The sequence below is a fragment of the Sulfitobacter sp. 1A15106 genome, from assembly GCF_043556995.1.
Taxonomy (GTDB): domain Bacteria; phylum Pseudomonadota; class Alphaproteobacteria; order Rhodobacterales; family Rhodobacteraceae; genus Sulfitobacter; species Sulfitobacter faviae.
Genome location: NZ_JBIFFM010000003.1, coordinates 339,109 through 364,031 on the forward strand (window position 1 = coordinate 339,109; position 24,923 = coordinate 364,031).

The following is a 24,923-nucleotide window of genomic DNA, read 5'->3' on the forward strand; positions in this document are numbered from 1 at the left end:
ATGCTTGTTGCCCTGATCGCCCATGACAAAGCCGATGGCCTGCCGATCCGTCAGGAAAACCGGCCCGACCATCTGGCCTATCTGAAATCCAGCGATGCCGTGGCGCAGGCTGGCCCGCTTTTGGATGCTGAAGGCGGTATGATCGGTTCGCTCATTATTCTGGACGTGCCTGATATGGCCGCGGCCGAGGATTGGGCCGCGAATGACCCCTATGCCAAGGCCGGCTTGTTCCAAAGCGTGACCCTGACCCATTGGAACCGGGTGATCGGCTGATGGCCTATTGGTTGTTCAAATCCGAACCCGCAACTTGGAGCTGGGCCGATCAGAAGGCCAAGGGCGACGCGGGCGAGGAATGGGACGGCGTGCGCAACTATCAAGCGCGCAATTTCATGCGTGAGATGAAGGTTGGCGACCTCGGGTTCTTTTACCACTCGCAGAAAGATCGTGAGATTGTCGGCATCGTCGAAGTCTGCGCCGAGGCTTACCCCGACAGCAGCACCGATGACCCACGTTGGGAATGTGTGGACATCAAAGCGGTGCGGTCGTTCAACCAGCCGGTCAATTTGGATACGATCAAAGCGGACCCAAGGCTGGAGGACATGGTTCTGGTGAAGAATTCGCGCCTATCCGTGCAGCCCGTGACCGAAGCGGAATGGCAGCTTATCTGCGCCCTGGGCAAGACCGCGCCCTAATACCGGCGCGGCAATCGGAAAACGAAAAAGGGTTCCGGCACCCCGCCAGAACCCTTCTCACCCCATGTGCTCCCATAACCACCACACATGTTCGTAACTCTTACCAGCCGCTCTGGCCGATATAAGAGAGATAGCCGCTCTGGCCGATATAAGAGAGATAGCAGAAACCGGTGATTTACTCAACTTTCGTCTTTGTCAAAGCCCGCGCAAAAACGAAACGCGCGCTTAACCAAGCGCGCGTCTGAGGTAAGGTTTTGGTAGGGTTTCCCACCGCCCTTCAGGCGTAGACGGACTCTTTGCCAAAGTGTTTGACCAGCATGTAATAGACCACCGCGCGGTACTTGTTCCGCTCAGAACGGCCATAGGTCTCGACCACCTTTTGAATGCCGCCCATAAGATGCTCATCATCCGGCAGGCCGAGTTTCTTAATCAGAAAGTTGTCCTTTACGGTGTTCAACTCAGCCGTATCGCTGGAAGATACCGTCTGCGCGTCGGCGTTATAGATCGACGGTCCGCAGCCGATGGTCACCTTGGTCAAAAGGTCCATATCCGCCTCCATGCCGCATTTGTTCTTCAGGTCTTCGGCGTATTTGGCGATCCACTCGTCACGCTTGCCCATAAAATCTCTCCCAATAGTGTCTTCGGCCCGTCAGGGGTTCCTGAGACCGGAGCCTAAGGCCATATCCCTGTATTGCAAAAGATTTATTTCGGGGGCGGTGGGCTGACCCCGGAGCCGCTAGAAAAAGAGGCGCCCGAATTGGGCGCCTCTCAGTCAGGATATCGGCTGTCGCTTAGGAGGCGTCGTCAAGGCGGACGTCGTCTTCCAGCCCTTCGATGTTGCCTTCATCGACTTCCGGCTGGGCTTCCAGTTCGGCTTTGGTCCAGGAGCTCAGCTTCAGATCGTTCTCGGCTGCCATAGAGATTTCCTCAAGCGGTACGGCGACGGTGTGTTCGCCAAGGCCGAGGAAGCCGCCCACGCCAACAACGGCGGCATAGCCATCGTCGGTCTTGATGACATAGTCGACATCACCAATGCTGTCGCCATCGGCTTCGACCACGGTCAGGCCGACCAGATCACCTACGACCATGCCGGAGAATGCGTTGCTCATGCCGGTGTCGGTGCGTGTCACGTCTGTTTCCATGTCCGCTTCGGTGTTGGAAGCGACATTCTCATCCAGATCGGTTTCGGCTTCGCCTTCGATCTCGGCTGTGGTTTCATTGTCGAAATCGGCATCTTCGTCGGCGGCCAGATCGGTGTCAGTCTCGGTGGTGACGGTGCCGCTGGTGTCGGTGCTCAGGGTCGAATTCGACTCTGAATCGGCGTTTCCGGCCAGATCCGCTTCGGCATCGGTTGTCGGCGTCACGCCATCGGTCTCGGCGGTCAGTTCCGCTTCGTTGTCGACTTCGGTATCACCTTCGAACTCTGCGCCCTGTGTCGGAGCGGTCAGGATTTCATCGGTGGTGTTGGGGTCGTTGGTCCCCTCGTAGTCGTCGGAATTTTCGCGCGACATCTCAGCCGTGCGCTCGGCCTGCTGCTCAACAGTGGCGGTCAGATCGTTGGCCGTGTTGGTGACGCTCTCGCCCGAGATGGTGGTCTCGGCTTCCGCGGCGGCACCGGCTTCGGTGTCGGCGGTCTGAGCGAATGCAGTGCCCGCAGTCAGAGCGAGGGCGGCGACGGTGGACTTCAGGAATGTACGTTTCATCTTCGATACTCCTTTTGAATGGTCTGGGGATAAAACACCGCCCGATTGACTATGTTCCGCCCCCCCTCCGCCGCTGGCAGATATGTGCTTGAATCCGCCGATTGATCTGATTTTCCTATATATCGCAGTTGCTTGATAAAAAAACGCCGCCCCGGTGATCTCCGGGACGGCGCTGAAACGTGATGAAAGAGGGAACTCTTCGCAGGTTAGTAGCGGTAATGCTCGGGCTTGAACGGCCCTTCGGGCGTCACGCCGATATAGGCAGCCTGCTCCGGGTTCAGCTTCGACAGTTTCACGCCGATCCGGTCGAGGTGCAGACGGGCAACTTTTTCATCCAGATGCTTGGGCAGGATGTAGACATCATTCTCGTATTTGTCGGTGTTTTCCCACAGTTCGATCTGCGCCAGCACTTGGTTGGTGAAGGACGCGGACATGACGAAAGACGGGTGCCCGGTGGCGTTGCCAAGGTTCAGCAGACGGCCTTCAGAAAGCAAGATCAGACGATTGCCATTCGGCATCTCGATCATGTCCACCTGCTCTTTGATGTTGGTCCACTTGTGGTTTTTCAACGCGGCGACTTGGATTTCATTGTCAAAGTGGCCGATGTTGCCGACGATCGCCATGTCCTTCATCTCGCGCATATGCTCGATGCGGATCACGTCCTTGTTGCCGGTGGTGGTGATAAAGATATCGGCGGTGCCAACCACGTCTTCCAGCAGCACGACCTCAAAACCGTCCATCGCGGCTTGCAGCGCGCAGATCGGGTCGACTTCGGTGACCTTCACGCGGGCACCCGCACCCCGCAGAGACGCGGCGGAGCCTTTGCCCACGTCGCCATAGCCCATGACAACGGCGACCTTGCCCGCCATCATCGTATCGGTGGCCCGGCGGATACCGTCGACGAGACTCTCTTTACAGCCGTATTTGTTGTCGAACTTCGACTTGGTGACAGAGTCGTTCACATTGATCGCGGGGAAGGGCAGCTGGCCCTGTTTCACGAGATCATAGAGACGGTGCACGCCCGTCGTGGTCTCTTCAGACACACCTTTTATCTGGTCGCGCATCTTGGTGAACCAGCCGGGGCTTTCGGCCATCCGCTTTTTGATCTGGGCGAAGATCGCCTCTTCTTCTTCGGATTTCGGCACGGCGATCAGCTCGTCTTCGCCATTTTCCACCCGCGCACCGAGAAGGATATAGAGCGTCGCATCGCCGCCGTCGTCGAGGATCAGGTTCGGGCCTTCGGGGAACATGAAGGATTTATCCAGGTAATCCCAATGCTCGACCAACGACTGGCCTTTGATAGCGAAGACCGGCACGCCCGCTTCGGCGATGGCCGCCGCCGCGTGGTCTTGGGTCGAGAAGATGTTGCAAGATGCCCAACGCACATCCGCGCCAAGGGCGACCAGCGTTTCGATCAGAACGGCGGTCTGGATGGTCATGTGCAAAGAGCCGACGATCCGGGCGCCTTTCAGCGGCTTGCTGTCACCGTATTCATCGCCCAGCGCCATCAGGCCCGGCATTTCGGTCTCGGCGATGTCCAGCTCTTTACGCCCGTAGGCCGCCAGATTGATATCCTTAACAATATAGTCGTGGGCCATGCGGCGCTCCTGTTTGAAGTGTTGCAGGGCGGTTAGCACCTTCGCCGCGAATTCTCAACGTGAATGGGGGAAGGCCGCGCCGGATCACTCCAGAAGAGCGGCCAGTTGCTTATCGCCCGACCGGCCCGCCATCCAATCATCGCCTTGGGCCAGCACGCAGGCATTGCCATCGGCCAAAGTCTTGACCAAGGTCCATGTCCCCGACTGATCCGATGCCCAAAGCTGGTTGTTGTCCTCACGCTGACCCGGCACCGGCTCTTCACCGTACCAATCGATCAGGGCAGATTTCATTTCCTTGGCGGGCATGCAGACTTCTTCTGCCTGTGCAGCACCGGCGAGGGTGGCCAAGGTAACTGCAACTATCGTACCGGAAAAAACGGGTTTCATGATCATCTCCTTCGTGGGATGAACAGGTTTGACAGGGATTTGTTCCCAAGGCTCACGAGGTAAGGACCCCCGCGAATGGCGCAGAAACCACGCGCATGGCAAAGGATGCTGTCAGGTCGGCGGCTTGACCTGCTCGACCCCACGCCAGTCGATGTCGAGATCGAAGACATCGCCCATGGTCTGGCCTTTGTCGCACGCTGGAACGGGCAGACACGGGGCGACTATGCTTATTCGGTGGCCGAACATTCGCTGCTGGTGGAAACGATTTTCGCCCGCATCGCCCCCCGTGCGCCTGCGAAATGGCGCCTCGCCGCGTTGCTGCATGATGCGCCGGAATATGTGATCGGCGACATGATCTCGCCCGTGAAGGCCGCGGTCGGGCCGGATTATCGTGCCTTGGATGAGCGGTTGACCACGGCGGTGCATGTCCGCTTTGGCCTTCCCGCCAGCCTGCCGGTGCGGGTCAAGCAGCAGATCAAAAAGGCCGACCGCATCAGCGCTTGGATGGAGGCCAGTCAGATCGCAGGCTTTTCCGAGGCCGAGGCGACCCGTTTCTTTGGCCGCCCTGATGCCGCGCTGATGGAAGGGCTGAACATCCTGCTGCGCCCGCCGGTCGAGGTACGGGCCGAGTTCACTGAACGCCACGAGGCGCTGCTGCGCGAAATGGCGTGATCCACATCCGCCGCGCCGGGGCGCTTGATACCCGCGCCCTGGCCGATTTGCTGAATGCGATCATCGCCGAGGGCGGCACCACCGCCATGGTCAGCCCCGTCAGCCCGCGTGAGTTGCAAGGCTGGATGGCCGCGCCCGACAGCGCGTGGCATCTGGCGGAAGACGGGCGCGGTGAGATCAAAGGCTTTCAATACATCGAACCCCACCCCGACCTGCCCGAAGGCGGTGTGGACGTCGCAACTTTCGTACGGTTGGGAGAGACGGGGTTCGGCATCGGCTCGGCCCTGTTCGAACAGACCAAAGAGGCCGCGCGTGACCTAGGCTATGCCCATATCCACGCCATCATACGCGCCGACAATCAGGGCGGGCTGGCCTATTACCAAAGCCGCGGCTTCGAGGATTCCAGACGGCTGCCAAACTGCACATTGGCGGATGGCACCCGCGTTGATAAAATCTGGAAACGGTTCGAGCTTTAGCGCGGCGAGCGTTTTGCCAAGATGCGCTGCAAGGTCCGCCGGTGCATGTTCAACCGCCGCGCAGTTTCCGAGACGTTGCGGTCACAAAGCTCATAGACCCTTTGGATATGCTCCCACCGTACGCGGTCCGCGCTCATCGGGTTTTCCGGTGGTTCGGGCAGGTCCCCTCCAGTGGCCAAAAGCGCATTCACAATGTCATTGGCGTCGGCGGGTTTCGACAGGTAATCCGTAGCCCCGGATTTCACCGCTGCCACTGCCGTGGCAATCGCACCATAGCCCGTCAGCACGACGACCCGCGCATCGGCGCGTTTGTCGCGCAGCACTTCGACCACGTCGAGCCCATTGCCATCCTGAAGCCGCAGATCGACCACGGCAAAGGCCGGGGGGCGCGCGGTGGCGATGGCTTTGCCCGCCGCGACGGACCCTGCGGTTTCCACCTCAAAGCCGCGTTTCTCCATCGCCTTGGCCAAACGGCGCAGAAACGGCTCATCGTCATCGACCAAAAGCAAGCTGCGGTCCGCGCCTAAGTCAGAAATATCCTGCATCAACATCCCCTCTCAAAGGCTAATATGGGGCGGCCAAGGCGGCGGGTCAATTTCAGCGTTGATCTAGAAAACAACCGATGCTGTCGGCCATCTCTTCGGGGCGTACTTCGCGGCGGAAAAAGTCGACAACGCCTTCTTCGGGCATAACCAGATAGCTGAAGGTCGAGTGATCGACGAGGTATTCGCCATTCTCATCTTCGGGGTGCACCTTGTAATAGGTGCGATACGCTTGGCTGGCGGCTTTGATTTGCTCGGGCGAGCCGGTCAGCCCGACCATGCGCGGATGCATCACCTCGGCAAAATCACCGACCACTTCTGGCGTGTCGCGCGCAGGGTCAACGGTGATGAAGACCGGCGTGATGCTCTGGCCGCGCTCATCCAGAATTTCGGTCGCCGCCGCGTTGCGGTCCACGTCCAGCGGGCAGACATCGGGGCAGGAGGTATAGCCGAAATAAAGCAAGGCCGGCTCTTTGATGACATCGGCATCGGTCACGGTTTCGCCCGCACTGTTGACCAGTTCAAACGGCCCGCCGATATCGCCGCCCGCCACTTGGCTTGACCGGCAGGTGGCATAGGGATCGTCCTCGCCCCGCAGCACCATGAAAGCCGTCCCGGCCAGAAATACCGCCGCAACCCCAGCCGCGCCAAATGCAATCATTCGTTTCATGTCAGTCCTCCGCCGTACTGGCCGGTCTTGATCGTGTTTCGCAGCAGACCTACGCTAGATGGCAGGTGATGCAAGACGCAATAAAGTGATGGGGCTAAGATGACGCAGGCAAATATCCGGCCCCTTGATGGGCGCACCCGCGCCAGTTGGATCCGCCTGCGCACGATGATCCTGCTGCGCTGGTTCGCCATCGCCGGACAGTTGACCGCCGTCACCGTGGCGCAATGGGCGCTTGGGCTGCAGCTGGCCTTTGGCCTGTGTTACCTGACGATCGGGGCCTCGGTGGTGGGCAACCTCGTCGCGGCCTTCGTCTTTCCGCAGAACAAACGCCTGTCGGAGCGTGAGAACCTCGCCATGGTGCTATTCGACCTGCTGCAACTGACCGCGCTTTTGGCGCTGACCGGCGGGCTACACAATCCCTTTGCGCTGCTGCTGCTGGCCCCGGTGACGATCTCGGCCACCGCGCTCAGCCTGCGCTCGACACTGGTTCTGGGCGGCACCGCGATTATCGCGGCCTCGGTACTGGCACTGTGGCATCTGCCGTTGGTGACGCAATCGGGCGATGTGCTGCGCCAGCCCGGCATCTTCGTCTTTGGCCATTGGGCGGCACTGCTGATCGCCATCGTCTTTACCAGTGCCTATTCCCGGCGCGTCACGACCGAGATCCACTCCATGGCCGACGCGCTCTCGGCCACGCAAATGGTACTGGCACGGGAGCAGAAACTCTCGGACCTCAGCGGCGTCGTTGCCGCCGCCGCGCATGAATTGGGAACGCCGCTTGCCACGATCAAACTGGCCAGCACTGAACTGCTGGGCGATCTGGAAGACCGCCCCGATCTGGCCGAAGACGCCGCGCTGATCCGCGATCAGGCCGACCGCTGCCGGGATATCCTACGCGACATGGGCCGCATCGGGAAAGACGATCTGCACATGCAGCGCGCGCAGCTGACCGCCGTGGTGAAAGAGGCCGCCGAGCCGCATCTGGAGCGCGGCAAGACGGTGATGTTTTCCGACAATCCGATGGCCCGAGACCCGGCCCGCGCCCCGACGATCCCGCGCAAGCCCGAAATCATCCACGGGCTGCGCAATCTGGTGCAGAACGCCGTGGATTTTGCCGAAACCACGGTTTGGATCGAAACCGAATGGTCCGCCGAGGATATCTCGGTGCGGATCATCGACAACGGGCCGGGCTTCCCGCCGCAGCATCTGGGCCGCATCGGCGACCCGTTTTTGCGCCGCCGAGGAGGTGCATCGAACGAGACGGCGCGGCCCGAATATGAGGGCATGGGGCTGGGGCTGTTCATCGCCAAGACCTTCCTCGAACGCTCGGGCGCGCGGTTGCGCTTTGCCAATGGGTCCGACAGCGGTTGGCTGCGCGGGCTGCCCCCCGCTGGCAGCGGTGCTGTGGTCGAAGTCGTCTGGCCACGCCGCCTGTTGGACCTTGGCCCCGATGACAGCGTGATGGGCGAGAACCAGCGTCTGACAGCCTGAGGGCGGGATCGGCGCTTTTGTTAACCCACGGTTAACCTTTGGCGCTCAAAATAGGGCGTCGCATTTGCCGAAAGGGGTCTCCGTCATGGCATTGCCGGATGTCATCATCGTGCTTGCCGCCGCCTCCGTCACCGCGCTGGCGGCTCTTTGGTGGCTCGGCTCGGCTGCGGGGCGACCGGCGGCGGCACCCCCCGGCATCGACGACATGAGCCTGCTGTTCGAAGAGGGTCAGCTGGTCCATGGCTCCGACGACGCGCTGACCCGCTTTGCCCTCGCACCCGGCTACCACCAGTGGGAGGATATCCGCGATGCGCTGCTGTCGCGGTTTCCCGAATTCCCCCGCACGCCCCGGCATGGGGCCACCGGCAAGTTGACCCTCAGGGCAGAGGATGGCGACAGCCCGTCGGAGCTGCGCATCACATGGCGCGACGCGCTCTGCTGGCTGCACCTGCCCCAGACCCGCGCGACCGAAGAGATCACGGAAGAGACGTTTCAGAAATTCGCCGCCCTGCGCCGGGCCAGCGAAACCAGCCCGAACCCCGCGTGGCAGACCGACGCGGCCGGGCGTATCATCTGGCACAACCGGGCCTATGGGGCCCTGAAGCGCAAGGCCCAACCTGACCCGGACTGTGGCGGCGCTGCCCTGTTCAGCACCCCCTCGCCCGACCACCCAAACCGCGTCTGCCTGCGCCGTAGCGATGGGGAAAAGCCGGATTGGTACGCGCTGACCACCACGACCGAGGATAATGTGCAGGTCTACCACGCCACCTGCATCAATGCCGTTGTCGCCGCCGAAGAGGCGCAGCGCAACTTTGTCCAAACCCTTGCCAAGACCTTTGCGCATTTATCCATCGGGCTCGCGATCTTTGACCGCAACGGGCAATTGGCCCTGTTCAACCCCGCGCTGGTCGACCTGACCGATCTGCCTGCCCCATTTCTCAGCGCCCGGCCTACGATGGTCTCTTTCTTTGACCAATTGCGCGAAAGCCGCCGCATGCCAGAGCCGAAGAATTACAAGAATTGGCGTCACGAAATCGCCGAGGTTATCGCCGCCGCAACCGATGGCCGCTACCAAGAGACTTGGTCGCTGGAGAACGGTCAGACCTACAGCATCCGGGGCCGGCCCCACCCCGATGGCGCCACCGCTTTCCTGATCGAAGACATCACCGCCGAGGTGACCCTAACCCGCAATTTCCGGGCCGAACTTGAACAAAGCCAAAGCCTGCTCGACACGCTTGAAGATGGTTTCGCCGTCTTCTCTGCCTCCGGCGTGTTGACCTTTTGCAACGCCGCCTATCGCGCCCGGTGGAAACAAGACCCGGACAAAAGCTTTGCCGAAATCACCATCGACGATGCGATCCGGGTCTGGCAGGAAATGTCAGCGGCCAATCCGCTCTGGCCCGATGTTGTGGAATTCGTCATGGGCAGGGGCGACCGCGCGGGCTGGAACATGCCCATCTACCCGCATCAAGGCGCGCCGCTTTCTTGCGAGGTCTCTGCCATCGCATCGGGTGCCACGCTAATACGCTTTCGCCCGATCCCCGTCGGCGCGGGCCGGTCGGAGCCTTCCAACGCTCCTTCGGCGGGCGACCGGCGGCAACCCTCCAACTAGGTCGCTCCCAGCCGCTTTAATCTTGCGGCTGCGCGTCGGGACGCTAAGCATGGGGCATGTCCGACGATACCCTTTCCCTCCTGCTCAGCGGCCCCGATGACACCGCTGGGCGCGCCCGGCAACTGGCCCGCCGCCTGTCTCCCGGCGATGTCATCCTGCTCAGCGGCGATGTCGGCGCGGGCAAGACCCATTTCGCCCGCGCGCTGATCACCGAATTGCTCGACCACCCCGAGGATATCCCCTCACCCACCTTCACCTTGGTGCAGACCTATGACACGGCAAGCAGCGCGATCTGGCACGCCGATCTCTACCGGCTGACCTCCACCCATGAGATTGAGGAGCTCGGGCTGATCGACGCCTTTCACGATGCGATCTGTCTGGTGGAATGGCCGGATCGGCTGGGCCCGCTCGCGCCCGCCGACGCGTTAGAGATCAGCCTTAGCCCCGGCACCGAAGAAGACAGCCGCAGGCTGACCGCAGAATGGTCCGGCGGCGATTGGGCCGAGAAGCTGGCGGCGTGGCGCAAATGACCGAACGCGCCGCATTGATCGAAGGTTTTTTGCAAACCGCGGGCTGGGCCGAAGCCTCCCGCAAGCTGCTGGCGGGCGATGCCTCCAACCGGCGCTATGACCGGTTGCGCAAAGCGAATGGAGCGCGGGCCATTCTGATGGACGCCCCACCGGAACGCGGCGAAGACGTCCGACCCTTCCGTCATGTCGCGGCGCATCTGGCAGGCTGCGGCCTCAGCGCGCCCGAGATTTACCATGCGGACAATGACAACGGTCTGCTGCTGATCGAAGACCTCGGCGATGACCTCTTTGCGCGGCTCATGGCGGCGGATCCGGCTCGGGAACTCCCCCTCTACCGCGCGGCTGCTGACGTTTTGGTCAAACTGCACGCCGCCCCCCTGCCGGAACTGTCGATTTGCGATGCCGATTGGCTGACCGATATGGCCTCCCCCGCCTTCGACTTTTACGCCCCCACAGGCGGGCAGAGCGCAAACGCCGCTTTCGCACAGGCTTTCCGCCCCCTCGCCGCAGCGTTGGATGACAGCCCGAAGGTTGTGATCCTGCGCGATTATCACGCCGAGAACCTGCTTTGGCTGCCAGAGCGCGAAGGGGCGGCGCGGGTCGGTTTGCTGGATTTTCAAGACGCGCTGCTCGGCCACCCGGCCTATGATCTCGTCTCGATCCTGCAAGACGCCCGCCGCGATGTGCCCCGCGCGGTGGAGGCGCAGATCATCGACGATTACCTTGCCCAAACCGGACAGGCGGAAACCCCCTTCCGCCGCGCCTATGCACTGCTTGGCGCCCAGCGCAATCTGCGCATCTTGGGGATCTTTGCGCGCCTCTGTCTGCGCGATGGCAAACCGCATTACGTCGATCTAATCCCCCGCGTCTGGCAGCATCTGCAACATAACCTGCGCCATCCCGCGCTTGCCGATGTGGCGGAGGCAATCGCAGGCGTGCTGCCCCCGCCGACCCCCGAATTTCTGGAGCAACTGAAAAGCCAATGCGCGACAATCCCGACGCCATCATGATGTTCGCGGCCGGGTTCGGCACGCGTATGAAACATCTCACCCAGAACCAGCCCAAGCCCATGGTGCCGGTCGCGGGCCGCCCCTTGATTGACCATGCGCTCGGCCTTGCCCGCGGGATATCCCCTGCGCGGATCGTGGCGAACCTGCACTACCTCCCCAACCAGTTAGAGGCACATCTGAAAGCGCAGGATGTGCAAACGGTGATCGAAGCGCCCCAGATCCTCGACACCGGCGGCGGGCTGCGCAACGCGCTGCCGCTGCTGGGGACGGGTCCGGTTTTCACCATGAACAGTGACGCGATCTGGGCCGGGGCGAACCCGCTCGAAATGCTCCGCAACGCATGGGATCCGGCGCGGATGGACGCGCTTTTGATGACCGTGCCGTTGGAAAACACCCTTGGCCATGGCGGCACGGGCGACTTTACCCGCGCCGCGGATGGCCGCCTGCAACGGGGGCCGGGCGAGGTCTATGGCGGGGTGCAGATCATCAAGACCGATCTGCTGGCCGATATCGAAGCCGAGGCATTCTCGCTCAACCTGTTGTGGGACATGATGCTGGCACGCGGGACGCTGTTTGGCCTGCCCTATAGCGGGCGCTGGTGCGATGTGGGGCACCCCGGCGGCATTCCCCTTGCCGAAAGCCTCTTGGCAGGTGCCGATGTTTGAGGCGCAGGACAGCCCCCGCGTCTTTGGCCTTGCCCCCGGCGTAGATTTCCCGCGCGGATTGGTGCGCGGGCTGTGCGACCGGTTGGAGAATGGCCCGCCCGAGGCGATGGCCCGTGTCGAGTTACTGGTCAACACCAACCGCATGGCGCGTCGGCTGCGCCATGATTTCGACGCGGGTCCGGCAGGATTTCTGCCGCGCATCCGGCTGATCACTGACCTTGATGCATTGGCCCCCGGCATCGCGCTCCCCGCTCCGACACCGCCGCTGCAACGGCGGCTGGAACTCATTCAACTCGTGTCGCGCCTGCTGGATGCCGCACCCGATCTCGCGCCGCGCGCCTCGCTCTATGCGCTGTCGGACAGTCTGGCGGGGTTGATCGACGAAATGCAGGGCGAAGGCGTCTCGCCCGAGACGGTGGCCGGGCTGGACGTTGGCAACCTCTCTGCCCATTGGGAGCGGGCACAGCGGTTCCTCGCCATCGCGCATGACTATCTGGGCCAAACCACCACCCGCCCGGATGCCGAAGCACGTCGGCGGCAGCTGGTCGCCCGGATCATCGCCCGTTGGCAGGACGCGCCACCGCAGCACCCGGTGATCCTTGCCGGATCCACCGGCTCGCGCGGGACCACCGCGCTGTTGATGGAGGCCGTGGCTCGCCTGCCGCAGGGCGCGATCATCCTGCCGGGGTTCGATTTCGAGATGCCGACCGCCGTTTGGAACGAGTTGGATCAGGCGCTTCTGGCCGAGGATCACCCACAATACCGCTTCCGCAAGCTGATGAACATGCTCGGCGTGGCGCGTGGCGCGGTCGCGCCGTGGTGCGAGATGCCTCCGGTATCCACCGCCCGCAACAAGCTGGTGTCGCTCTCGCTTCGGCCTGCGCCCGTCACCCATGCTTGGCTGAACGAAGGGCCGAAGCTGGAAGACCTGCAAGGTGCCACCGCTGACATTACCCTGATCGAAGCACCCACCCCCCGGGTCGAGGCTTTGGCCATCGCGCTGCGCCTGCGCCAAGCTGCCGAGGATGGTGTGAAGGCCGCCTTGATCACCCCCGACCGGATGCTCACCCGGCAGGTCACCGCAGCGCTCGACCGGTGGGGCATTCTGCCCGATGACAGCGCCGGGATGCCGCTGCAACTCTCCCCGCCGGGGCGGTTCTTGCGCCATGTGGCGGCGCTCTTTGTCCGAAAACTGGATGCCGAAGCGCTGCTGACCCTGCTGAAACATCCGCTGACCCACAGCGGCGCGGGGCGGAATTTCCACCAGCTCTATACCCAACGCTTGGAGGCTGAGATCCGCCGCCATGGGCTGCCCTACCCCGACGCCGAAGGCTTGGCCGAGATTGCAGAGCGCGCCGCAAAGCGGATGGAAGACCCCAGCGGTTTCCGCGATTGGGTCGCTTGGCTGGGCGAGGTTTTCCCCGGCCATGACACCCCCGGAGAACGGCCCCTGCCCGAATGCGTCGCCGCGCATCTGGCGCTGGCCGAAAGGATCGCCGCCGGGCAATCCGCCGATCCCGACCACCTGCTTTGGCAGCAAGGCGCGGGCATCGCGGCCGAGGCGGTGATGGCGAACCTCACGGAACATGCCCCCCACGGCGGGGCGATGAACGCCGCCGATTATGCCGATCTCTTGGGCGCGCTCTTGGCCCAAGAAGAGGTGCGCGAGGCCGATACCCCGCATCCCGATATCATGATCTGGGGCACGATGGAGGCACGGGTGCAGGGGGCCGAGCTGGTCATCCTTGGCGGTTTGAACGAAGGCACATGGCCCGAAGCGCCGCCGCCCGATCCGTGGCTCAACCGTCAAATGCGCGAGAAAGCCGGGCTGCTGCTGCCCGAACGGCGCATCGGCCTGTCGGCACATGACTATCAACAGGCCATCGCCAGCCCCGAGGTTTGGATCACCCGCGCGATCCGCTCGGACGAGGCCGAGATGGTGCCGTCACGCTGGCTGAACCGCTTGGGCAACCTGCTGGGCGGCTTGGGCGACACCGGCGGGCCGGAGGCGTGGAAGGCCATGCAGCAGCGCGGCAACCACTGGCTGGATCAGGTGCGCGCCTTGGAAGCGGTGGCGCGCACCGCCCCGGCCACGCGCCCCTCGCCCCGCCCACCGCGCGCGGCGCGCCCCCGCAAGCTGTCAGTGACCGAGATCAAGACGCTGATCCGCGATCCATACGCGATCTATGCCAAACACAGCCTGAAACTGCGCCCGATCAACCCGCTGGTGCAATCGCCCGATGCGCCGGTGCGCGGCATCGTCCTGCATCGCATCATGGAGGATTTCGTCAAACTGGTGGCCCGCGATCCGGCACGGCTGACCCGCGACACGCTGATGCAAGTGGCCGCCGAGGTGCTGGAGGAAGAAGCCCCCTGGCCCGCCGCCCGCGCCATGTGGCTGGCGCGAATTGACCGGATCGCGGATTGGTTCATCGCCCGCGAAAGCCAACGCGCCGAGTTCTCTAGCCCCGTCGCTTTCGAACAGGGCGCGCAGGGCAGCTACACCTTTGCCGATCTCGGCTTTACCCTCAGCGGCTTTGCCGACCGGATCGACCAGACCGATGACGGCGATGTGCTGATCTACGACTACAAAACCGGCACCCCGCCCGGCAAAAAGGAGCAGCGGCTTTTCGACAAGCAACTCTTGATCGAAGCGGCGATGGTCGAACGGGGCGGTTTTCCCGAGGTGGGCGTGGCCCATGTGGCCCATGCCGCCTTTATCGGTCTAGGGTCGAAACCCGTCGAAGTCCCCGCCCCGCTGGACGAAGAGAACCCGCAAGAGGTGCTGGCCGGTCTGCACGCGCTGCTCTCGCGCTACCTCGATGAGGGTCAGGGCTTTACCGCACGGCGGATGGTGCAAAGTGATGCCTTTGCCGGAAACTTCGACCAATTGGCGCGGTTCGGAGAATGGGATGGCACCAGCCCCGCCCGACCGGAGGATCTGGAATGATGCGTGATTTCAACGATGCCACCCGCGCCCAGATCGAAGCGGCGCGGCCCGATGCCTCCACCTGGCTGACGGCCAACGCGGGCTCTGGCAAGACCCGCGTGCTGACCGACCGCGTGGCGCGGCTGCTGCTCGACGACGTGGAGCCGCAGCACATCCTTTGCCTGACCTATACCAAGGCGGCGGCCTCGGAGATGCAGAACCGCCTGTTCAAACGCTTGGGCGAATGGGCGATGCTGAAGGACGCGGCACTGCGCAGCGCCTTGGCCGATCTTGGCGTTCAGGGCGAATTGACACCCGAGCAACTGCGCAATGCCCGCACCCTTTTTGCCCGCGCGATCGAGACGCCCGGCGGCCTGAAAATTCAGACCATCCACTCTTTCTGCGCGGCCCTTCTGCGCCGCTTCCCACTGGAGGCGCAGGTCAGCCCGCAATTCACAGAGATTGAAGACCGCGCCGCCGATCTGCTGCGGGCCGAGATCGTCGATGAGATGGCTGAAGGCGAAGACGCCCCGCTGGTCGCCGAGATCGCGCGGCACTACACCGGCGAGGATTTCGCCAGCCTTACCCGTAGCATCGTAGGCCAGCGCGACGCCTTCGCCACGCCTCGCTCTTGGCCCGAGATCCTGACGCTTTTCGCGCAGCCCGAAGACCTGACCGAAGAGAATATCGCAGCCTCGGTTTTCCTCGGCAGCGAAGCGGCGATGATGGCGGAGATCATTCCCCATCTGCTGGCCAAAGGCGGCAACGACGGCAAGGCGGGCGCGGCGCTGCAAGAGATCGACCGTTATGATCTGTCCGCCCTGCCCCAGCTTGAAAACATCCTCCTGACCGGCAGCGGCGCCAAGGCGCCCTTCACCGCCAAGATCGGCAGTTTCCCGACCAAACCGACGCAAAAGGTTATCGCCGACCAGATGCCGCAGCTTGAGCAATTGATGCAACGCGTCGAAGATGCCCGCGAAGCGCGGCTGGCGCTGAAGGCGGCGCGCAAATCCTATGTGCTGCACCGTTTCGCGGCCCGCTTTCTTGACCGCTACGCGGATGAGAAACAAAAACGCGGCTGGCTCGACTTTGACGATCTGATCCTCAAAGCCCGCGCATTGCTGACCGACAAGGCCGTGGCCGCTTGGGTGCTGTTCCGCATCGACGGCGGCATCGACCATATCCTTGTCGACGAGGCGCAGGACACCTCGCCCCGGCAATGGGACGTGATCGAACGGCTAACGGATGAATTTTACTCCGGCGCCGGGGCGCGTAACGAGGTGGATCGCACCCTCTTCGTCGTGGGCGATAAGAAGCAATCGATCTACTCTTTCCAAGGCGCGGACCCCGAAGAGCTGGACCGCAAAGGCACGACATTCGAACAGAAGATCGGTGAGGCCGGGCAGTTTTTCCAGCGCCGCAGTCTTGCCTATTCCTTCCGCTCCTCTTCGGCGATTTTGCAAGCGGTCGATGGGGTTTTCGACCCCGCGATCCAGACCGGCTTTACCAATGACGGCCATATGGCCTTCAAAGATCGCCTGCCCGGCCGCGTCGATCTCTGGCCCTTCATCGAAAAGGCAGGCCCTGACGAGGAAGGTGATTGGACCGATCCCGTCGACCGGCGCAGCGCGCGGCATCACACGGTGCAACTGGCCGAACGCATCGCGCGGCGCATCAAGGAGCTGACGACCGAGGAGCATTACCTCCCCGACGACAGCAGGGGCGGCTTGGCGCGGCGGCGCATCCAACCGGGGGATTTCCTGATCCTCGTGCAGCGCCGCTCGGCCCTCTTTTCCGAGATCATCCGCGCTTGCAAGGCGGCGGAACTGCCCATCGCCGGGGCCGACAGGCTCAAGGTCGGGGCCGAACTGGCGGTGCGCGATCTGGCGGCGATCCTGTCGTTCCTCGCCACGCCGGACGACGATCTATCGCTTGCCACCGCGCTGAAATCGCCGCTTTTCGGCTGGTCGGAACAAGAGCTTTTCACCCTCGCCCATTACCGCAAAGAGGATCACCTCTGGCAAGCCTTGCGCAACCAGACCGAGGCCCACGCCGCCACCCTCGCCGTGCTGCGCGACCTACGCGGGCAAGTCGATTACCTACGCCCCTACGATCTGATCGAACGCATCCTCACCCGCCATGATGGGCGGCGCAAACTGCTGGCGCGGCTGGGGCCAGAGGCCGAGGATGGGATCAACGCGATGTTGAGCCAAGCGCTGTCTTACGAGCGCGGCACGGTGCCCAGCCTGACCGGGTTCCTGCAATGGATGCAGACCGATGATCTGGAAATCAAACGTCAGATCGACAGCGCGTCGAACCAGATCCGGGTGATGACGGTGCATGGTGCCAAGGGTCTGGAAGCGCCGATCGTGATCCTGCCCGACACCGGGCGGCGCGATGTGACGATCAAGGATGAGATCATCACCGTTGACGGCACCCCCGTCTGGAAAGCCCCGGCAGATGACATGCCCCAGCCCATGCGCGCGCGGCTAGACGAGATGAAAGAGGCCGCGCTGCAAGAGCGGCTTCGCCTGTTCTATGTCGCCATGACGCGGGCCGAGAAATGGCTGATCGTGGCCGCGGCAGGGGAATTGTCGAAAGATGAATCCTCTTGGTATCAGATCACCGCAGCCGCTCTGGCCAGGCTCCGGGCCGAGCCTTTGGGCGACGATGGCACGCTGCGGTACCAGCAGGGTGATTGGGATGCGCTCGACATCATAGAGACGCCTGAGAAAACCCTAACAACGCCCACGTTAGACCCTGTTTTCACCCGCTCCGCCCCCTCCCCCAAGGAAGAGGATAAGACCCTCTCGCCCTCGGATCTCGGCGGAGCCAAGGCGCTCGCGGGTGAGGCCGGGCTCGATATGGACACCGCGTTGAGCTATGGCACGCTGGTCCATGAGTTGCTGGAACATCTGCCGCTGATGGGGACGGATGCCCGGGAAGTCTTTCTGGAGCGGTTGGCCCGCACACACCCCGCCGAGATGATCGCCCGCGCGGAAGATGAGGCGGAAGCGGTGCTGAACACCCCTGCCCTCGCCCCGCTGTTCGCTGAGACAACCCTCGCCGAAGTGCCCGTGACCGGCAGCCTTGGTGACCAGCGCCTGCATGGCACGATCGACCGTTTGGTGATTGCGGAGGATCGCATCCTTGCCGTCGATTTCAAGACCAACCGCGTGGTCCCCGGCACGGCTGAGGCCTGCCCCGACGGGCTGCTGCGCCAGATGGGCGCCTATGCTCATATGCTGCGCCAAATCTACCCGGATCGGCAGATCGGGACGGCCATTCTATGGACCGCTACCCCCACGCTTATGGTGTTACCCAACGATATCGTGACAAATGCCCTGCGCGCCCTGCCATATCTTGACGCCACTGCCGCGCATTCATAGGTTCAGGCCTCAACCCATTCCTGTCAGGAGAGCATCATGGCAACCGTCGCAGTCACCGACGACACTTTCGACGCAGAAGTCAAAAATTCGGACATTCCGGTTCTGGTCGATTTCTGGGCCGAATGGTGCGGCCCGTGCAAACAGATCGGCCCTTCGCTGGAAGAGCTGTCGGATGAAATGAACGGTCGCGTGAAGATCGTCAAAGTCAACGTCGACGAGAACCCGAACTCGCCCGCCCAAGTCGGCGTGCGCGGCATCCCGGCGCTGTTCATCTTCAAGGACGGGCAGGTCGTGTCCAACCTCGCCGGTGCGCGCCCCAAGGCGGCCCTGCAAAGCTGGATCGAAGAATCCATCTAAGGTTAACGCCTTAGGCATTGAGTTACGAAAACGGGCGTCCTTCGGGGCGCCCTTTTCATTTGGGCAAAGCCTCTGGCCACATCACCGCAAGCGTGCCCCCGCATCACAAGCGGCAGCCCTGCCCCACGCGCAACCGGCGCTGCCCTTGTCCTGCCCTGCCACGGGGGCCATATAGAGCGCCAAGCGACAGGAGGCCCCATGGCACAGAACGACGATTTCCCCGGTTGGCACGGGACCACGATCATTGGCGTCAAAAAAGGCGGCGAAGTGGTGATTGCCGGTGACGGACAGGTCAGCCTTGGCCAGACCGTGATCAAAGGCACCGCGCGCAAGGTGCGCAAGCTCAGCCCCGGCGGCTATGACGTGGTGGCGGGGTTTGCGGGCTCCACGGCGGATGCCTTTACCCTGCTGGAACGGTTGGAGGCCAAACTGGAAGCGACACCGGGTCAATTGGCCCGTGCCAGTGTCGAATTGGCCAAGGACTGGCGCACCGATAAATACCTGCAAAAGCTCGAAGCGATGCTGATCGTGACCGACGGGAAAGACCTGCTGGTCATCACCGGCGCGGGCGATGTGCTGGAGCCGGAGCATGAGGTCGCCGCCATCGGATCGGGCGGGAACTATGCCCTCGCCGCCGCGCGCGGCATGATGGACAGCGACCGGGACGCCGAAACCATTGCCCGTGATGCCATGGCGATCGCCGCCGACATCTGCGTCTACACCAACGGCAAACTCACCGTGGAGAAAATCACCGCATGACCGACCTGACCCCCCGCGAGATCGTATCCGAACTGGACCGCTATATCATCGGCCAGAACGACGCCAAACGCGCCGTGGCCGTGGCCCTGCGCAACCGCTGGCGCCGCAAACAGCTGAGCGATGACCTGCGCGATGAAGTCTACCCAAAGAACATCCTGATGATCGGCCCCACCGGTGTCGGCAAGACTGAGATCAGCCGCCGCTTGGCGAAGCTCGCCCGCGCGCCCTTCATCAAGATCGAAGCGACGAAGTTCACCGAAGTCGGCTATGTCGGCCGTGATGTGGAACAGATCATCCGCGATCTGGTGGACAGCTCCATCGCCATGACCCGCGAGTTCATGCGCGAAGACGTTAAAGCCAAGGCCGAACAGGCCGCCGAGGACCGCGTGATCGACGCCATCGCCGGCACCGATGCCCGCGACGGCACGCGCGAGATGTTCCGCAAGAAGCTCCGCGCAGGCGAACTCGATGACACGATGATCGAGCTTGAGGTCGCCGATACCTCCAGCCCCTTCCCGATGATGGACATTCCCGGCCAGCAAGGCATGGGGATGATGAACCTCGGCGATATTTTCGGCAAAGCCATGGGCGGCCGCACCACCAAGAAACGCATGGCCGTGGCCGATAGCTATGACGTGCTGGTGGGCGAAGAGGCCGACAAGCTGCTCGACGACGAAGCCGTGAACCGCGCCGCCATTGAAGCGGTCGAGCAAAACGGCATCGTCTTCCTTGATGAGATCGACAAGGTCTGCGCCCGTTCTGACGCGCGCGGTGGCGATGTTTCCCGCGAAGGGGTGCAGCGCGACCTGCTGCCGCTGATCGAAGGCACCGTCGTTTCGACGAAATATGGTCCGGTGAAGACCGACCACATCCTCTTCATCGCCTCGGGCGCGTTCCATATCGCCAAGCCTTCGGACCTTTTGCCCGAATTGCAGGGCCGTCTGCCGATCCGCGTCGAACTACGGGCGCTGACCGAGGATGATTTCGTCCGCATCCTGACCGAGACCGACAATGCGCTGACGCGGCAGTACACCGCCCTGATGGGGACCGAGGAACTGACCGTGACCTTCACCGAAGAGGGGATCGCGGCGCTGGCCAAGATCGCGGCGGAGGTGAACACCTCGGTCGAGAACGTCGGCGCACGGCGGCTTTATACGGTGATGGAACGGGTCTTCGAAGAAGTCTCCTTCGACGCGCCCGACCGCTCGGGGCAAGAGATCACCGTCGATGCCGATTTCGTTGAAAAGAACCTTGGCGAATTGACCCGCTCCACCGATCTCAGCCGCTACGTTCTTTAGGGCTTTCCTTTCCTCCATGCCCCGGCGATGAAAGGGGCATGGAGTACCTCTCGTTTCTGCGGCGCAACTGGCTGTTTCTACTGGCCGGTTTCCTGCTGACCTTCACCTCGTCCTATGGGCAAACCTATTTCATCTCGCTCTTTGCGGGGGCGGTGAAGGGCGACTTTGGCCTCAGTGACGGCCAATGGGGCGGCATCTATACCATCGGCACGACGTTGTCGGCCATCACCATGGTCTGGGCCGGAGTGCTGACGGACCGCTTTCGTGTGCGGGTGCTGGCCCTTGGCGTGATGCTGGGGCTGGCGGGCGCCTGTTTGGCGATGGCGGCGGTGCCGAATTGGATCGCGCTGATCCTTGTCATCTACGCATTGCGGCTGACCGGGCAGGGGATGATGTCTCAGCTTGGGCAGGTCGCCATGGTGCGCTGGTTTGAGGCATCGCGCGGCAAGGCGCTTTCGCTATCCTCAATGGGTTTCGCCGCTGGTCAGGCATTTCTGCCGGTGATCTTCGTGGCGCTTTTCGCCAGCTTCCACTGGCGCAGCCTTTGGGTACTGGCCGCGGTGCTGGTGCTACTGACAATCCCGGTGATCCTGATGCTGCTGCGGCAAGAGCGCACCCCGCAAAGCATGGCCGATCAGGCGCAGCGCGCGGGTATGAAAGGGCGGCATTGGACCCGGGCCGAGATGTTCCGCTCGGGCCTGTTCTGGATGATTATCCCGCTGGCCATCGGCCCCGCGGCATGGGGCACGGCCCTGTTCTTTCAGCAGGTGCATCTGACCCAAGTAAAGGGATGGGCCTTGGTCGAATTCGTGGCTTTGATGCCGGTCTATACAATCTCGGCGGTGGCCTCGACCTTCCTCTCGGGCTGGGCGATCGACCGTTTCGGCGTCAGCCGCGTTGTGCCTGTGATGATGCTGCCCTTTGCCCTGTCATTCGCGGTGCTCGCCTATGCCGACACGCTGTGGATGGCCGGGATCGGCTTGCTGATTTTCGGCATGGGGCAGGGGATGCAATCCACCGCGCCGGCGGCCTTCTGGGCCGAGTATTTCGGCACCCGCCATGTGGGGTCGATTAAAGCGGTCGCCGCCGCGCTGATGGTCTTTGGCTCGGCCATCGGGCCGGGGGTGACGGGGCTGTTCATCGACTTGGGCGTCGATTTCCCGCAGCAGATGCTGCCCATCGCGCTTTATTATCTGATCGCCGCAGGCTTGGCCGCATGGGCGATTGCGCGCTACAAACCGCTGCTGTGCGGTTAACGGTTGCGCCGCAGGTAGACGTAATAGGCCCCGCCGCCGCCGTGGCTGACATGGGCCTGCGCGACCTGTAGCACGAGACCGCTGAGCGGTGGCATCGACAGCCACTGGGGCACCTGATGGCGCAGCACCCCATCGCGCACGGGGATCGGGCCACCGTCGTCGCGCCGCTTGCCCTTACCGGTGATCACCAGCACCAACCTTTTGCCCCGCGCATGGGCATCCATGATGAAACCATTGAGCGCCGGATGCGCCCGGTCAAGGGTCATGCCATGCAGGTCGATCCGGCCCTCGGGGCGCAGCTTGCCACGTTTGAGCTTGCCGTAAGCCTTGTGGTCCATCTGAACCGGCGCAGCTTTCATCTGTTCGGCCAACGTCGGGCGCAGGTCGTTGCTGCGCTTTTTCATGTTGGGCTGCGGCTTGTTGCCCTGCAGGGCGATCTTGGCGCGCCGAACCTGCGGCGGGGCAGGGGCGGGGGCGTCGATCTCGGGCGTGAACAGCTTATTCAACTCCAGCTTCTCGGTCCGCTCGGTCACCCGGCGCCAAAGTTCGAGATCATCTTCGTTCAAGCGGCGCCGTTTCATATCGCGCTCTCCGGCAGGAAGGCATAGGCGCGCTGGATCGGCATCAAAACCACCATCCGCCCCGGATCGCGCAGACGACCCGCCGCGCGGCCCGCTTTGTCACCGGTGCCAAAAAACACATCCGCACGCTGCGCGCCCTTGATGGCCGAGCCTGTATCCTGCGCGACCATGAGACGGCGTAGAGGCTCCTTCCCGTCCTTCTCGATCCAGACCGGCGCGCCGAGCGGCACATGCGATGGGTCGACCGCGATGCTGCGCATGGCAGTGATGGACCGGTTCATCGCGCCCAGCGGCCCCTTGTCGGCGGGCACGCGGCTGACCTCGCGAAAGAATACGTAAGAGGGATTGTGATAGAGCAGTTCCCGGCCATCTTCGGGGTTGCGACGCACCCAGTTCTTGATGACATCGGCGCTGACCTGATGCGCCTCGTAGACCCCACGCCGCACTAATTCGACCCCGACCGAGCGGTAATCATGGCCATTCGCGCCGCGATAGCCCACCCGCAGATAGCTGCCATCGGGCAGGCGAATACGGCCAGAACCCTGAATTTGCAGAAAGAAAAGCTCTACCGGGTCATCGACCCAAGCGATCTCAAGCCCGCGGTCGCGCATCACGTCGCCATCTAGGATCTCGCGTCTGGTGAGCCAGGGGCGGATCTGCTCGGCCTCGGGGGGCATGGCGTAGATGGGATATTGAAACCGGGCAGAGGGGTAGAGATCGCCGTCCAATTCAGGTTCGAAATACCCGGTGAAAAGCGCGTCTTTGCCGTCTTCCATCAGAACGGGGCGAAAGAACAATTCGAAAAACTGCCGGGGGTCGGGGCCATCTTTGGCCAGCTTGCAGAGCGCGCGCCAATCGACATCTTTCATGTCGCCGCAGGTGCTAGTGAAAACCTCGAAGGCAGCGGCGTGGTCATCTTTGGCCCAGCCCTCAAGCTGGTCGAAATCCATGACAGTATAATGCACCTCTGCTGCGGACGGCGTGTTCATCGACACACCGCCCAACAGCGCAAGAGCGCCAAGCGCACGCGCTACCCGTCTGTGGAAACCAACAGCCAATTCGGATCGTCCGAGCCCATGACACGGGCGAAGACCCATGTATCTTTTTGGCGTTTGATTTCTTTGCTGCTGCCCTCGACAATCTCGCCCTCGCGGTTGCGAACCTCCGAGGTCAGCTCGCCGACGAAGCGGATGGTGAGTTCGGCTTCTTTCGTGGTCTCGTCCATCTTGGCGTCGATCAGTTCCATCTCGCGCACGCCGATGAAAGTCGCCTCGATCGTTAGACCTTGATCCTCCCGCGCGGCGACGCCGTCAACAAAGCTTTCATAGACGTCATCGGCCAGAAACGGCTGAATTTCCGCCAAATCGCCCCGCTCATAGCCCATGACGATCATCTCATAGGCGCCACGCGCGCCTTGCAGGAAATCGCTGACGCCAAAGGACGGCTCGACCCGCTTCATCTCGGCCAAGGCCTTGCCCGAGGGGCTGTCTTCGGGAACGTGGTCGGTGATATCGAGATCCGGGCCACCTTCGATCACTTCAAACGCGGGGCCGCTGCGGGCGCTTGGCGTTTGATCGGTCACCGGGGGCTTTTCAAAACCCTCACGCGTGCCGAGCACGTTTTTCAGCCGCAGGATCAGGAATACGGCGATACCGGCAAGCACCAGAAGCTGTATCAGGGGAGAATTCATCGAAACCTCATTCAGGGGTGGCATGGAAACATGCGAGTTAAGCTCTTATGTAGGTGTTCGACCGGGGCAAGTCCACTCTGCCCCCAGCGAAAGGACCCCGCCACATGTGGCTATTGATCGCATTTATCGCCGTGCCTCTGATCGAGATCACGCTTTTCATCCAAGTCGGTGGCGCCATCGGCCTTGGCTGGACGCTGGCCGTGGTGGTTTTGACCGCCATTTTGGGCACATGGTTGGTGCGGTCTCAGGGCGCGCTGGCGCTTGGGCAGTTGCGCAGTTCCTTCAATGACTTGCGCGACCCGACCGAGCCTTTGGTGCATGGCGCGATGATCCTGTTTTCCGGCGCGCTGTTGCTGACGCCGGGGTTCTTCACCGATGCTGTTGGCTTTGCCTTTCTGGTGCCGCGCTTTCGCGCCGCCGCCTATCGCGCGATCCGCGATCGGGTGAAGGTCCAAAGCTTTGGCACCCCCGGCGGCATGGGGCAGCGGCCCGGTCCGCAACGCCGCGGCGATCCGCGCGGTGATGTGATCGACGGGGATTTTCACGAAATTCCCGAACAGCCGCGCCAGACCAAGGGCCCCTCGGGCTGGACTAAGGATTGAGCGGCCCGTGCCGA

The 24,923-nt window shown here is 62.7% G+C and carries 25 protein-coding genes; 16 read left to right on the top strand and 9 right to left on the bottom strand.

The window, feature by feature from the left end; all coding sequences use genetic code 11:
- Positions 1 to 273 carry a YciI family protein gene (locus tag ACGYKA_RS06590; protein WP_271688659.1) on the top strand — a complete coding sequence of 91 codons (273 nt, stop codon included), beginning with the start codon at positions 1 to 3 and terminating at the stop codon, positions 271 to 273.
- A complete protein-coding gene (locus tag ACGYKA_RS06595) occupies positions 273 to 692 on the top strand; it encodes an EVE domain-containing protein (protein WP_394408067.1) in 420 nt (139 codons plus the stop codon). The genes ACGYKA_RS06590 and ACGYKA_RS06595 overlap by 1 nt, the downstream gene beginning before the upstream one ends.
- Before the next feature lie 277 nt (positions 693 to 969).
- Here ACGYKA_RS06595 and ACGYKA_RS06600 read toward each other — a convergent pair whose 3' ends face one another.
- From ACGYKA_RS06600 to ACGYKA_RS06615, 4 genes are all read right to left on the bottom strand, one after another.
- The gene (locus tag ACGYKA_RS06600; protein WP_394408065.1) at positions 970 to 1,311 is read right to left on the bottom strand and encodes a DUF2853 family protein; all 342 of its coding nucleotides are present in this window, start codon (positions 1,309 to 1,311) and stop codon (positions 970 to 972) included.
- 172 nt (positions 1,312 to 1,483) lie between these two features.
- Entirely contained in the window at positions 1,484 to 2,395 is a 912-nt protein-coding gene (locus ACGYKA_RS06605) for a PRC-barrel domain-containing protein (RefSeq protein WP_394408062.1), read from the bottom strand.
- Between the two features lie 206 nt (positions 2,396 to 2,601).
- Positions 2,602 to 3,993, bottom strand: coding sequence for an adenosylhomocysteinase (gene ahcY / locus ACGYKA_RS06610; RefSeq protein ID WP_394438285.1), 1,392 nt, complete (start codon positions 3,991 to 3,993; stop codon positions 2,602 to 2,604).
- Between the two features lie 84 nt (positions 3,994 to 4,077).
- Positions 4,078 to 4,380: an S-adenosyl-L-homocysteine hydrolase gene (locus ACGYKA_RS06615; RefSeq protein ID WP_394408059.1), complete on the bottom strand. Its 303-nt coding sequence runs from the start codon at positions 4,378 to 4,380 to the stop codon at positions 4,078 to 4,080.
- A gap of 75 nt (positions 4,381 to 4,455) precedes the next feature.
- Here ACGYKA_RS06615 and ACGYKA_RS06620 point away from each other — a divergent pair, with 75 nt between their 5' ends.
- Positions 4,456 to 5,052 carry an HD family hydrolase gene (locus ACGYKA_RS06620; protein WP_271688654.1) on the top strand — a complete coding sequence of 199 codons (597 nt, stop codon included), beginning with the start codon at positions 4,456 to 4,458 and terminating at the stop codon, positions 5,050 to 5,052.
- Complete coding sequence (locus ACGYKA_RS06625) at positions 5,049 to 5,528, top strand: GNAT family N-acetyltransferase (RefSeq protein WP_394408056.1); 480 nt, start codon at positions 5,049 to 5,051, stop codon at positions 5,526 to 5,528. Before ACGYKA_RS06620 ends, ACGYKA_RS06625 begins: the two co-directional genes overlap by 4 nt.
- Here ACGYKA_RS06625 and ACGYKA_RS06630 read toward each other — a convergent pair.
- Positions 5,525 to 6,079, bottom strand: coding sequence for an ActR/PrrA/RegA family redox response regulator transcription factor (locus tag ACGYKA_RS06630; RefSeq protein WP_067268317.1), 555 nt, complete (start codon positions 6,077 to 6,079; stop codon positions 5,525 to 5,527). The genes ACGYKA_RS06625 and ACGYKA_RS06630 overlap by 4 nt on opposite strands.
- Positions 6,080 to 6,125: 46 nt before the next feature.
- Positions 6,126 to 6,740, bottom strand: coding sequence for an SCO family protein (locus ACGYKA_RS06635; RefSeq protein ID WP_394408053.1), 615 nt, complete (start codon positions 6,738 to 6,740; stop codon positions 6,126 to 6,128).
- Between the two features lie 99 nt (positions 6,741 to 6,839).
- Between ACGYKA_RS06635 and regB the strand changes: the two genes are divergently transcribed.
- From regB to ACGYKA_RS06690, 11 genes are all read left to right on the top strand, one after another.
- Positions 6,840 to 8,231 (top strand): sensor histidine kinase RegB, encoded by a 1,392-nt coding sequence (regB, locus tag ACGYKA_RS06640; RefSeq protein ID WP_394438290.1) that lies wholly within the window; start codon positions 6,840 to 6,842, stop codon positions 8,229 to 8,231.
- Between the two features lie 85 nt (positions 8,232 to 8,316).
- The gene (locus tag ACGYKA_RS06645; RefSeq protein WP_394408050.1) at positions 8,317 to 9,843 is read left to right on the top strand and encodes a PAS-domain containing protein; all 1,527 of its coding nucleotides are present in this window, start codon (positions 8,317 to 8,319) and stop codon (positions 9,841 to 9,843) included.
- Positions 9,844 to 9,899: 56 nt separating this feature from the next.
- Positions 9,900 to 10,373, top strand: a complete 474-nt coding sequence (gene tsaE, locus ACGYKA_RS06650; protein WP_394408047.1) for a tRNA (adenosine(37)-N6)-threonylcarbamoyltransferase complex ATPase subunit type 1 TsaE — start codon at positions 9,900 to 9,902, stop codon at positions 10,371 to 10,373.
- Positions 10,370 to 11,383: an aminoglycoside phosphotransferase family protein gene (locus ACGYKA_RS06655; protein WP_394408044.1), complete on the top strand. Its 1,014-nt coding sequence runs from the start codon at positions 10,370 to 10,372 to the stop codon at positions 11,381 to 11,383. The genes tsaE and ACGYKA_RS06655 overlap by 4 nt, the downstream gene beginning before the upstream one ends.
- Positions 11,356 to 12,048: a nucleotidyltransferase family protein gene (locus ACGYKA_RS06660; protein ID WP_394408041.1), complete on the top strand. Its 693-nt coding sequence runs from the start codon at positions 11,356 to 11,358 to the stop codon at positions 12,046 to 12,048. The genes ACGYKA_RS06655 and ACGYKA_RS06660 overlap by 28 nt, the downstream gene beginning before the upstream one ends.
- Positions 12,041 to 14,998 (top strand): double-strand break repair protein AddB, encoded by a 2,958-nt coding sequence (addB, locus tag ACGYKA_RS06665; protein ID WP_394408779.1) that lies wholly within the window; start codon positions 12,041 to 12,043, stop codon positions 14,996 to 14,998. The genes ACGYKA_RS06660 and addB overlap by 8 nt, the downstream gene beginning before the upstream one ends.
- Positions 14,995 to 18,366: a double-strand break repair helicase AddA gene (gene addA / locus ACGYKA_RS06670; RefSeq protein ID WP_394408038.1), complete on the top strand. Its 3,372-nt coding sequence runs from the start codon at positions 14,995 to 14,997 to the stop codon at positions 18,364 to 18,366. The genes addB and addA overlap by 4 nt, the downstream gene beginning before the upstream one ends.
- A gap of 36 nt (positions 18,367 to 18,402) precedes the next feature.
- Positions 18,403 to 18,723: a thioredoxin gene (gene trxA / locus ACGYKA_RS06675; RefSeq protein WP_007118424.1), complete on the top strand. Its 321-nt coding sequence runs from the start codon at positions 18,403 to 18,405 to the stop codon at positions 18,721 to 18,723.
- A gap of 198 nt (positions 18,724 to 18,921) precedes the next feature.
- On the top strand, positions 18,922 to 19,482 hold the full coding sequence (gene hslV / locus ACGYKA_RS06680; protein ID WP_067623712.1) for an ATP-dependent protease subunit HslV: 561 nt from the start codon (positions 18,922 to 18,924) through the stop codon (positions 19,480 to 19,482).
- Positions 19,479 to 20,780: an ATP-dependent protease ATPase subunit HslU gene (gene hslU / locus ACGYKA_RS06685; protein ID WP_394408035.1), complete on the top strand. Its 1,302-nt coding sequence runs from the start codon at positions 19,479 to 19,481 to the stop codon at positions 20,778 to 20,780. Before hslV ends, hslU begins: the two co-directional genes overlap by 4 nt.
- A gap of 38 nt (positions 20,781 to 20,818) precedes the next feature.
- Positions 20,819 to 22,036 (top strand): MFS transporter, encoded by a 1,218-nt coding sequence (locus ACGYKA_RS06690; RefSeq protein ID WP_394408032.1) that lies wholly within the window; start codon positions 20,819 to 20,821, stop codon positions 22,034 to 22,036.
- On the opposite strand, the gene ACGYKA_RS06695 is transcribed toward ACGYKA_RS06690, so the two are convergent.
- From ACGYKA_RS06695 to ACGYKA_RS06705, 3 genes are read right to left on the bottom strand one after another with little or no spacing between them, the layout of a single operon-like run.
- Positions 22,033 to 22,617: a Smr/MutS family protein gene (locus tag ACGYKA_RS06695; protein ID WP_394408029.1), complete on the bottom strand. Its 585-nt coding sequence runs from the start codon at positions 22,615 to 22,617 to the stop codon at positions 22,033 to 22,035. The genes ACGYKA_RS06690 and ACGYKA_RS06695 overlap by 4 nt on opposite strands.
- Positions 22,614 to 23,606 (bottom strand): murein transglycosylase A, encoded by a 993-nt coding sequence (locus ACGYKA_RS06700; protein WP_271688642.1) that lies wholly within the window; start codon positions 23,604 to 23,606, stop codon positions 22,614 to 22,616. Before ACGYKA_RS06700 ends, ACGYKA_RS06695 begins: the two co-directional genes overlap by 4 nt.
- Positions 23,607 to 23,647: 41 nt before the next feature.
- Positions 23,648 to 24,307, bottom strand: coding sequence for a Tim44/TimA family putative adaptor protein (locus ACGYKA_RS06705; RefSeq protein WP_271688641.1), 660 nt, complete (start codon positions 24,305 to 24,307; stop codon positions 23,648 to 23,650).
- Between the two features lie 104 nt (positions 24,308 to 24,411).
- Between ACGYKA_RS06705 and ACGYKA_RS06710 the strand changes: the two genes are divergently transcribed.
- Complete coding sequence (locus ACGYKA_RS06710; protein WP_271688640.1) at positions 24,412 to 24,909, top strand: FxsA family protein; 498 nt, start codon at positions 24,412 to 24,414, stop codon at positions 24,907 to 24,909.
- The last annotated feature ends 14 nt before the right edge of the window (positions 24,910 to 24,923 follow it).

What these genes read in the sequence shown, in the direction of transcription:
- ACGYKA_RS06590 (WP_271688659.1), top strand. Translation starts at nt 1, where the DNA reads ATGCTTGTTGCCCTGATCGCCCATGACAAAGCCGATGGCCTGCCGATC.
- ACGYKA_RS06595 (WP_394408067.1), top strand. Translation starts at nt 273, where the DNA reads ATGGCCTATTGGTTGTTCAAATCCGAACCCGCAACTTGGAGCTGGGCC.
- ACGYKA_RS06600 (WP_394408065.1), bottom strand. Translation starts at nt 1,311, where the DNA reads ATGGGCAAGCGTGACGAGTGGATCGCCAAATACGCCGAAGACCTGAAG.
- ACGYKA_RS06605 (WP_394408062.1), bottom strand. Translation starts at nt 2,395, where the DNA reads ATGAAACGTACATTCCTGAAGTCCACCGTCGCCGCCCTCGCTCTGACT.
- ahcY (WP_394438285.1), bottom strand. Translation starts at nt 3,993, where the DNA reads ATGGCCCACGACTATATTGTTAAGGATATCAATCTGGCGGCCTACGGG.
- ACGYKA_RS06615 (WP_394408059.1), bottom strand. Translation starts at nt 4,380, where the DNA reads ATGAAACCCGTTTTTTCCGGTACGATAGTTGCAGTTACCTTGGCCACC.
- ACGYKA_RS06620 (WP_271688654.1), top strand. Translation starts at nt 4,456, where the DNA reads ATGGCGCAGAAACCACGCGCATGGCAAAGGATGCTGTCAGGTCGGCGG.
- ACGYKA_RS06630 (WP_067268317.1), bottom strand. Translation starts at nt 6,079, where the DNA reads ATGTTGATGCAGGATATTTCTGACTTAGGCGCGGACCGCAGCTTGCTT.
- ACGYKA_RS06635 (WP_394408053.1), bottom strand. Translation starts at nt 6,740, where the DNA reads ATGAAACGAATGATTGCATTTGGCGCGGCTGGGGTTGCGGCGGTATTT.
- regB (WP_394438290.1), top strand. Translation starts at nt 6,840, where the DNA reads ATGACGCAGGCAAATATCCGGCCCCTTGATGGGCGCACCCGCGCCAGT.
- ACGYKA_RS06645 (WP_394408050.1), top strand. Translation starts at nt 8,317, where the DNA reads ATGGCATTGCCGGATGTCATCATCGTGCTTGCCGCCGCCTCCGTCACC.
- tsaE (WP_394408047.1), top strand. Translation starts at nt 9,900, where the DNA reads ATGTCCGACGATACCCTTTCCCTCCTGCTCAGCGGCCCCGATGACACC.
- ACGYKA_RS06655 (WP_394408044.1), top strand. Translation starts at nt 10,370, where the DNA reads ATGACCGAACGCGCCGCATTGATCGAAGGTTTTTTGCAAACCGCGGGC.
- ACGYKA_RS06660 (WP_394408041.1), top strand. Translation starts at nt 11,356, where the DNA reads ATGCGCGACAATCCCGACGCCATCATGATGTTCGCGGCCGGGTTCGGC.
- addB (WP_394408779.1), top strand. Translation starts at nt 12,041, where the DNA reads ATGTTTGAGGCGCAGGACAGCCCCCGCGTCTTTGGCCTTGCCCCCGGC.
- addA (WP_394408038.1), top strand. Translation starts at nt 14,995, where the DNA reads ATGATGCGTGATTTCAACGATGCCACCCGCGCCCAGATCGAAGCGGCG.
- trxA (WP_007118424.1), top strand. Translation starts at nt 18,403, where the DNA reads ATGGCAACCGTCGCAGTCACCGACGACACTTTCGACGCAGAAGTCAAA.
- hslV (WP_067623712.1), top strand. Translation starts at nt 18,922, where the DNA reads ATGGCACAGAACGACGATTTCCCCGGTTGGCACGGGACCACGATCATT.
- hslU (WP_394408035.1), top strand. Translation starts at nt 19,479, where the DNA reads ATGACCGACCTGACCCCCCGCGAGATCGTATCCGAACTGGACCGCTAT.
- ACGYKA_RS06690 (WP_394408032.1), top strand. Translation starts at nt 20,819, where the DNA reads ATGGAGTACCTCTCGTTTCTGCGGCGCAACTGGCTGTTTCTACTGGCC.
- ACGYKA_RS06695 (WP_394408029.1), bottom strand. Translation starts at nt 22,617, where the DNA reads ATGAAACGGCGCCGCTTGAACGAAGATGATCTCGAACTTTGGCGCCGG.
- ACGYKA_RS06700 (WP_271688642.1), bottom strand. Translation starts at nt 23,606, where the DNA reads ATGAACACGCCGTCCGCAGCAGAGGTGCATTATACTGTCATGGATTTC.
- ACGYKA_RS06705 (WP_271688641.1), bottom strand. Translation starts at nt 24,307, where the DNA reads ATGAATTCTCCCCTGATACAGCTTCTGGTGCTTGCCGGTATCGCCGTA.
- ACGYKA_RS06710 (WP_271688640.1), top strand. Translation starts at nt 24,412, where the DNA reads ATGTGGCTATTGATCGCATTTATCGCCGTGCCTCTGATCGAGATCACG.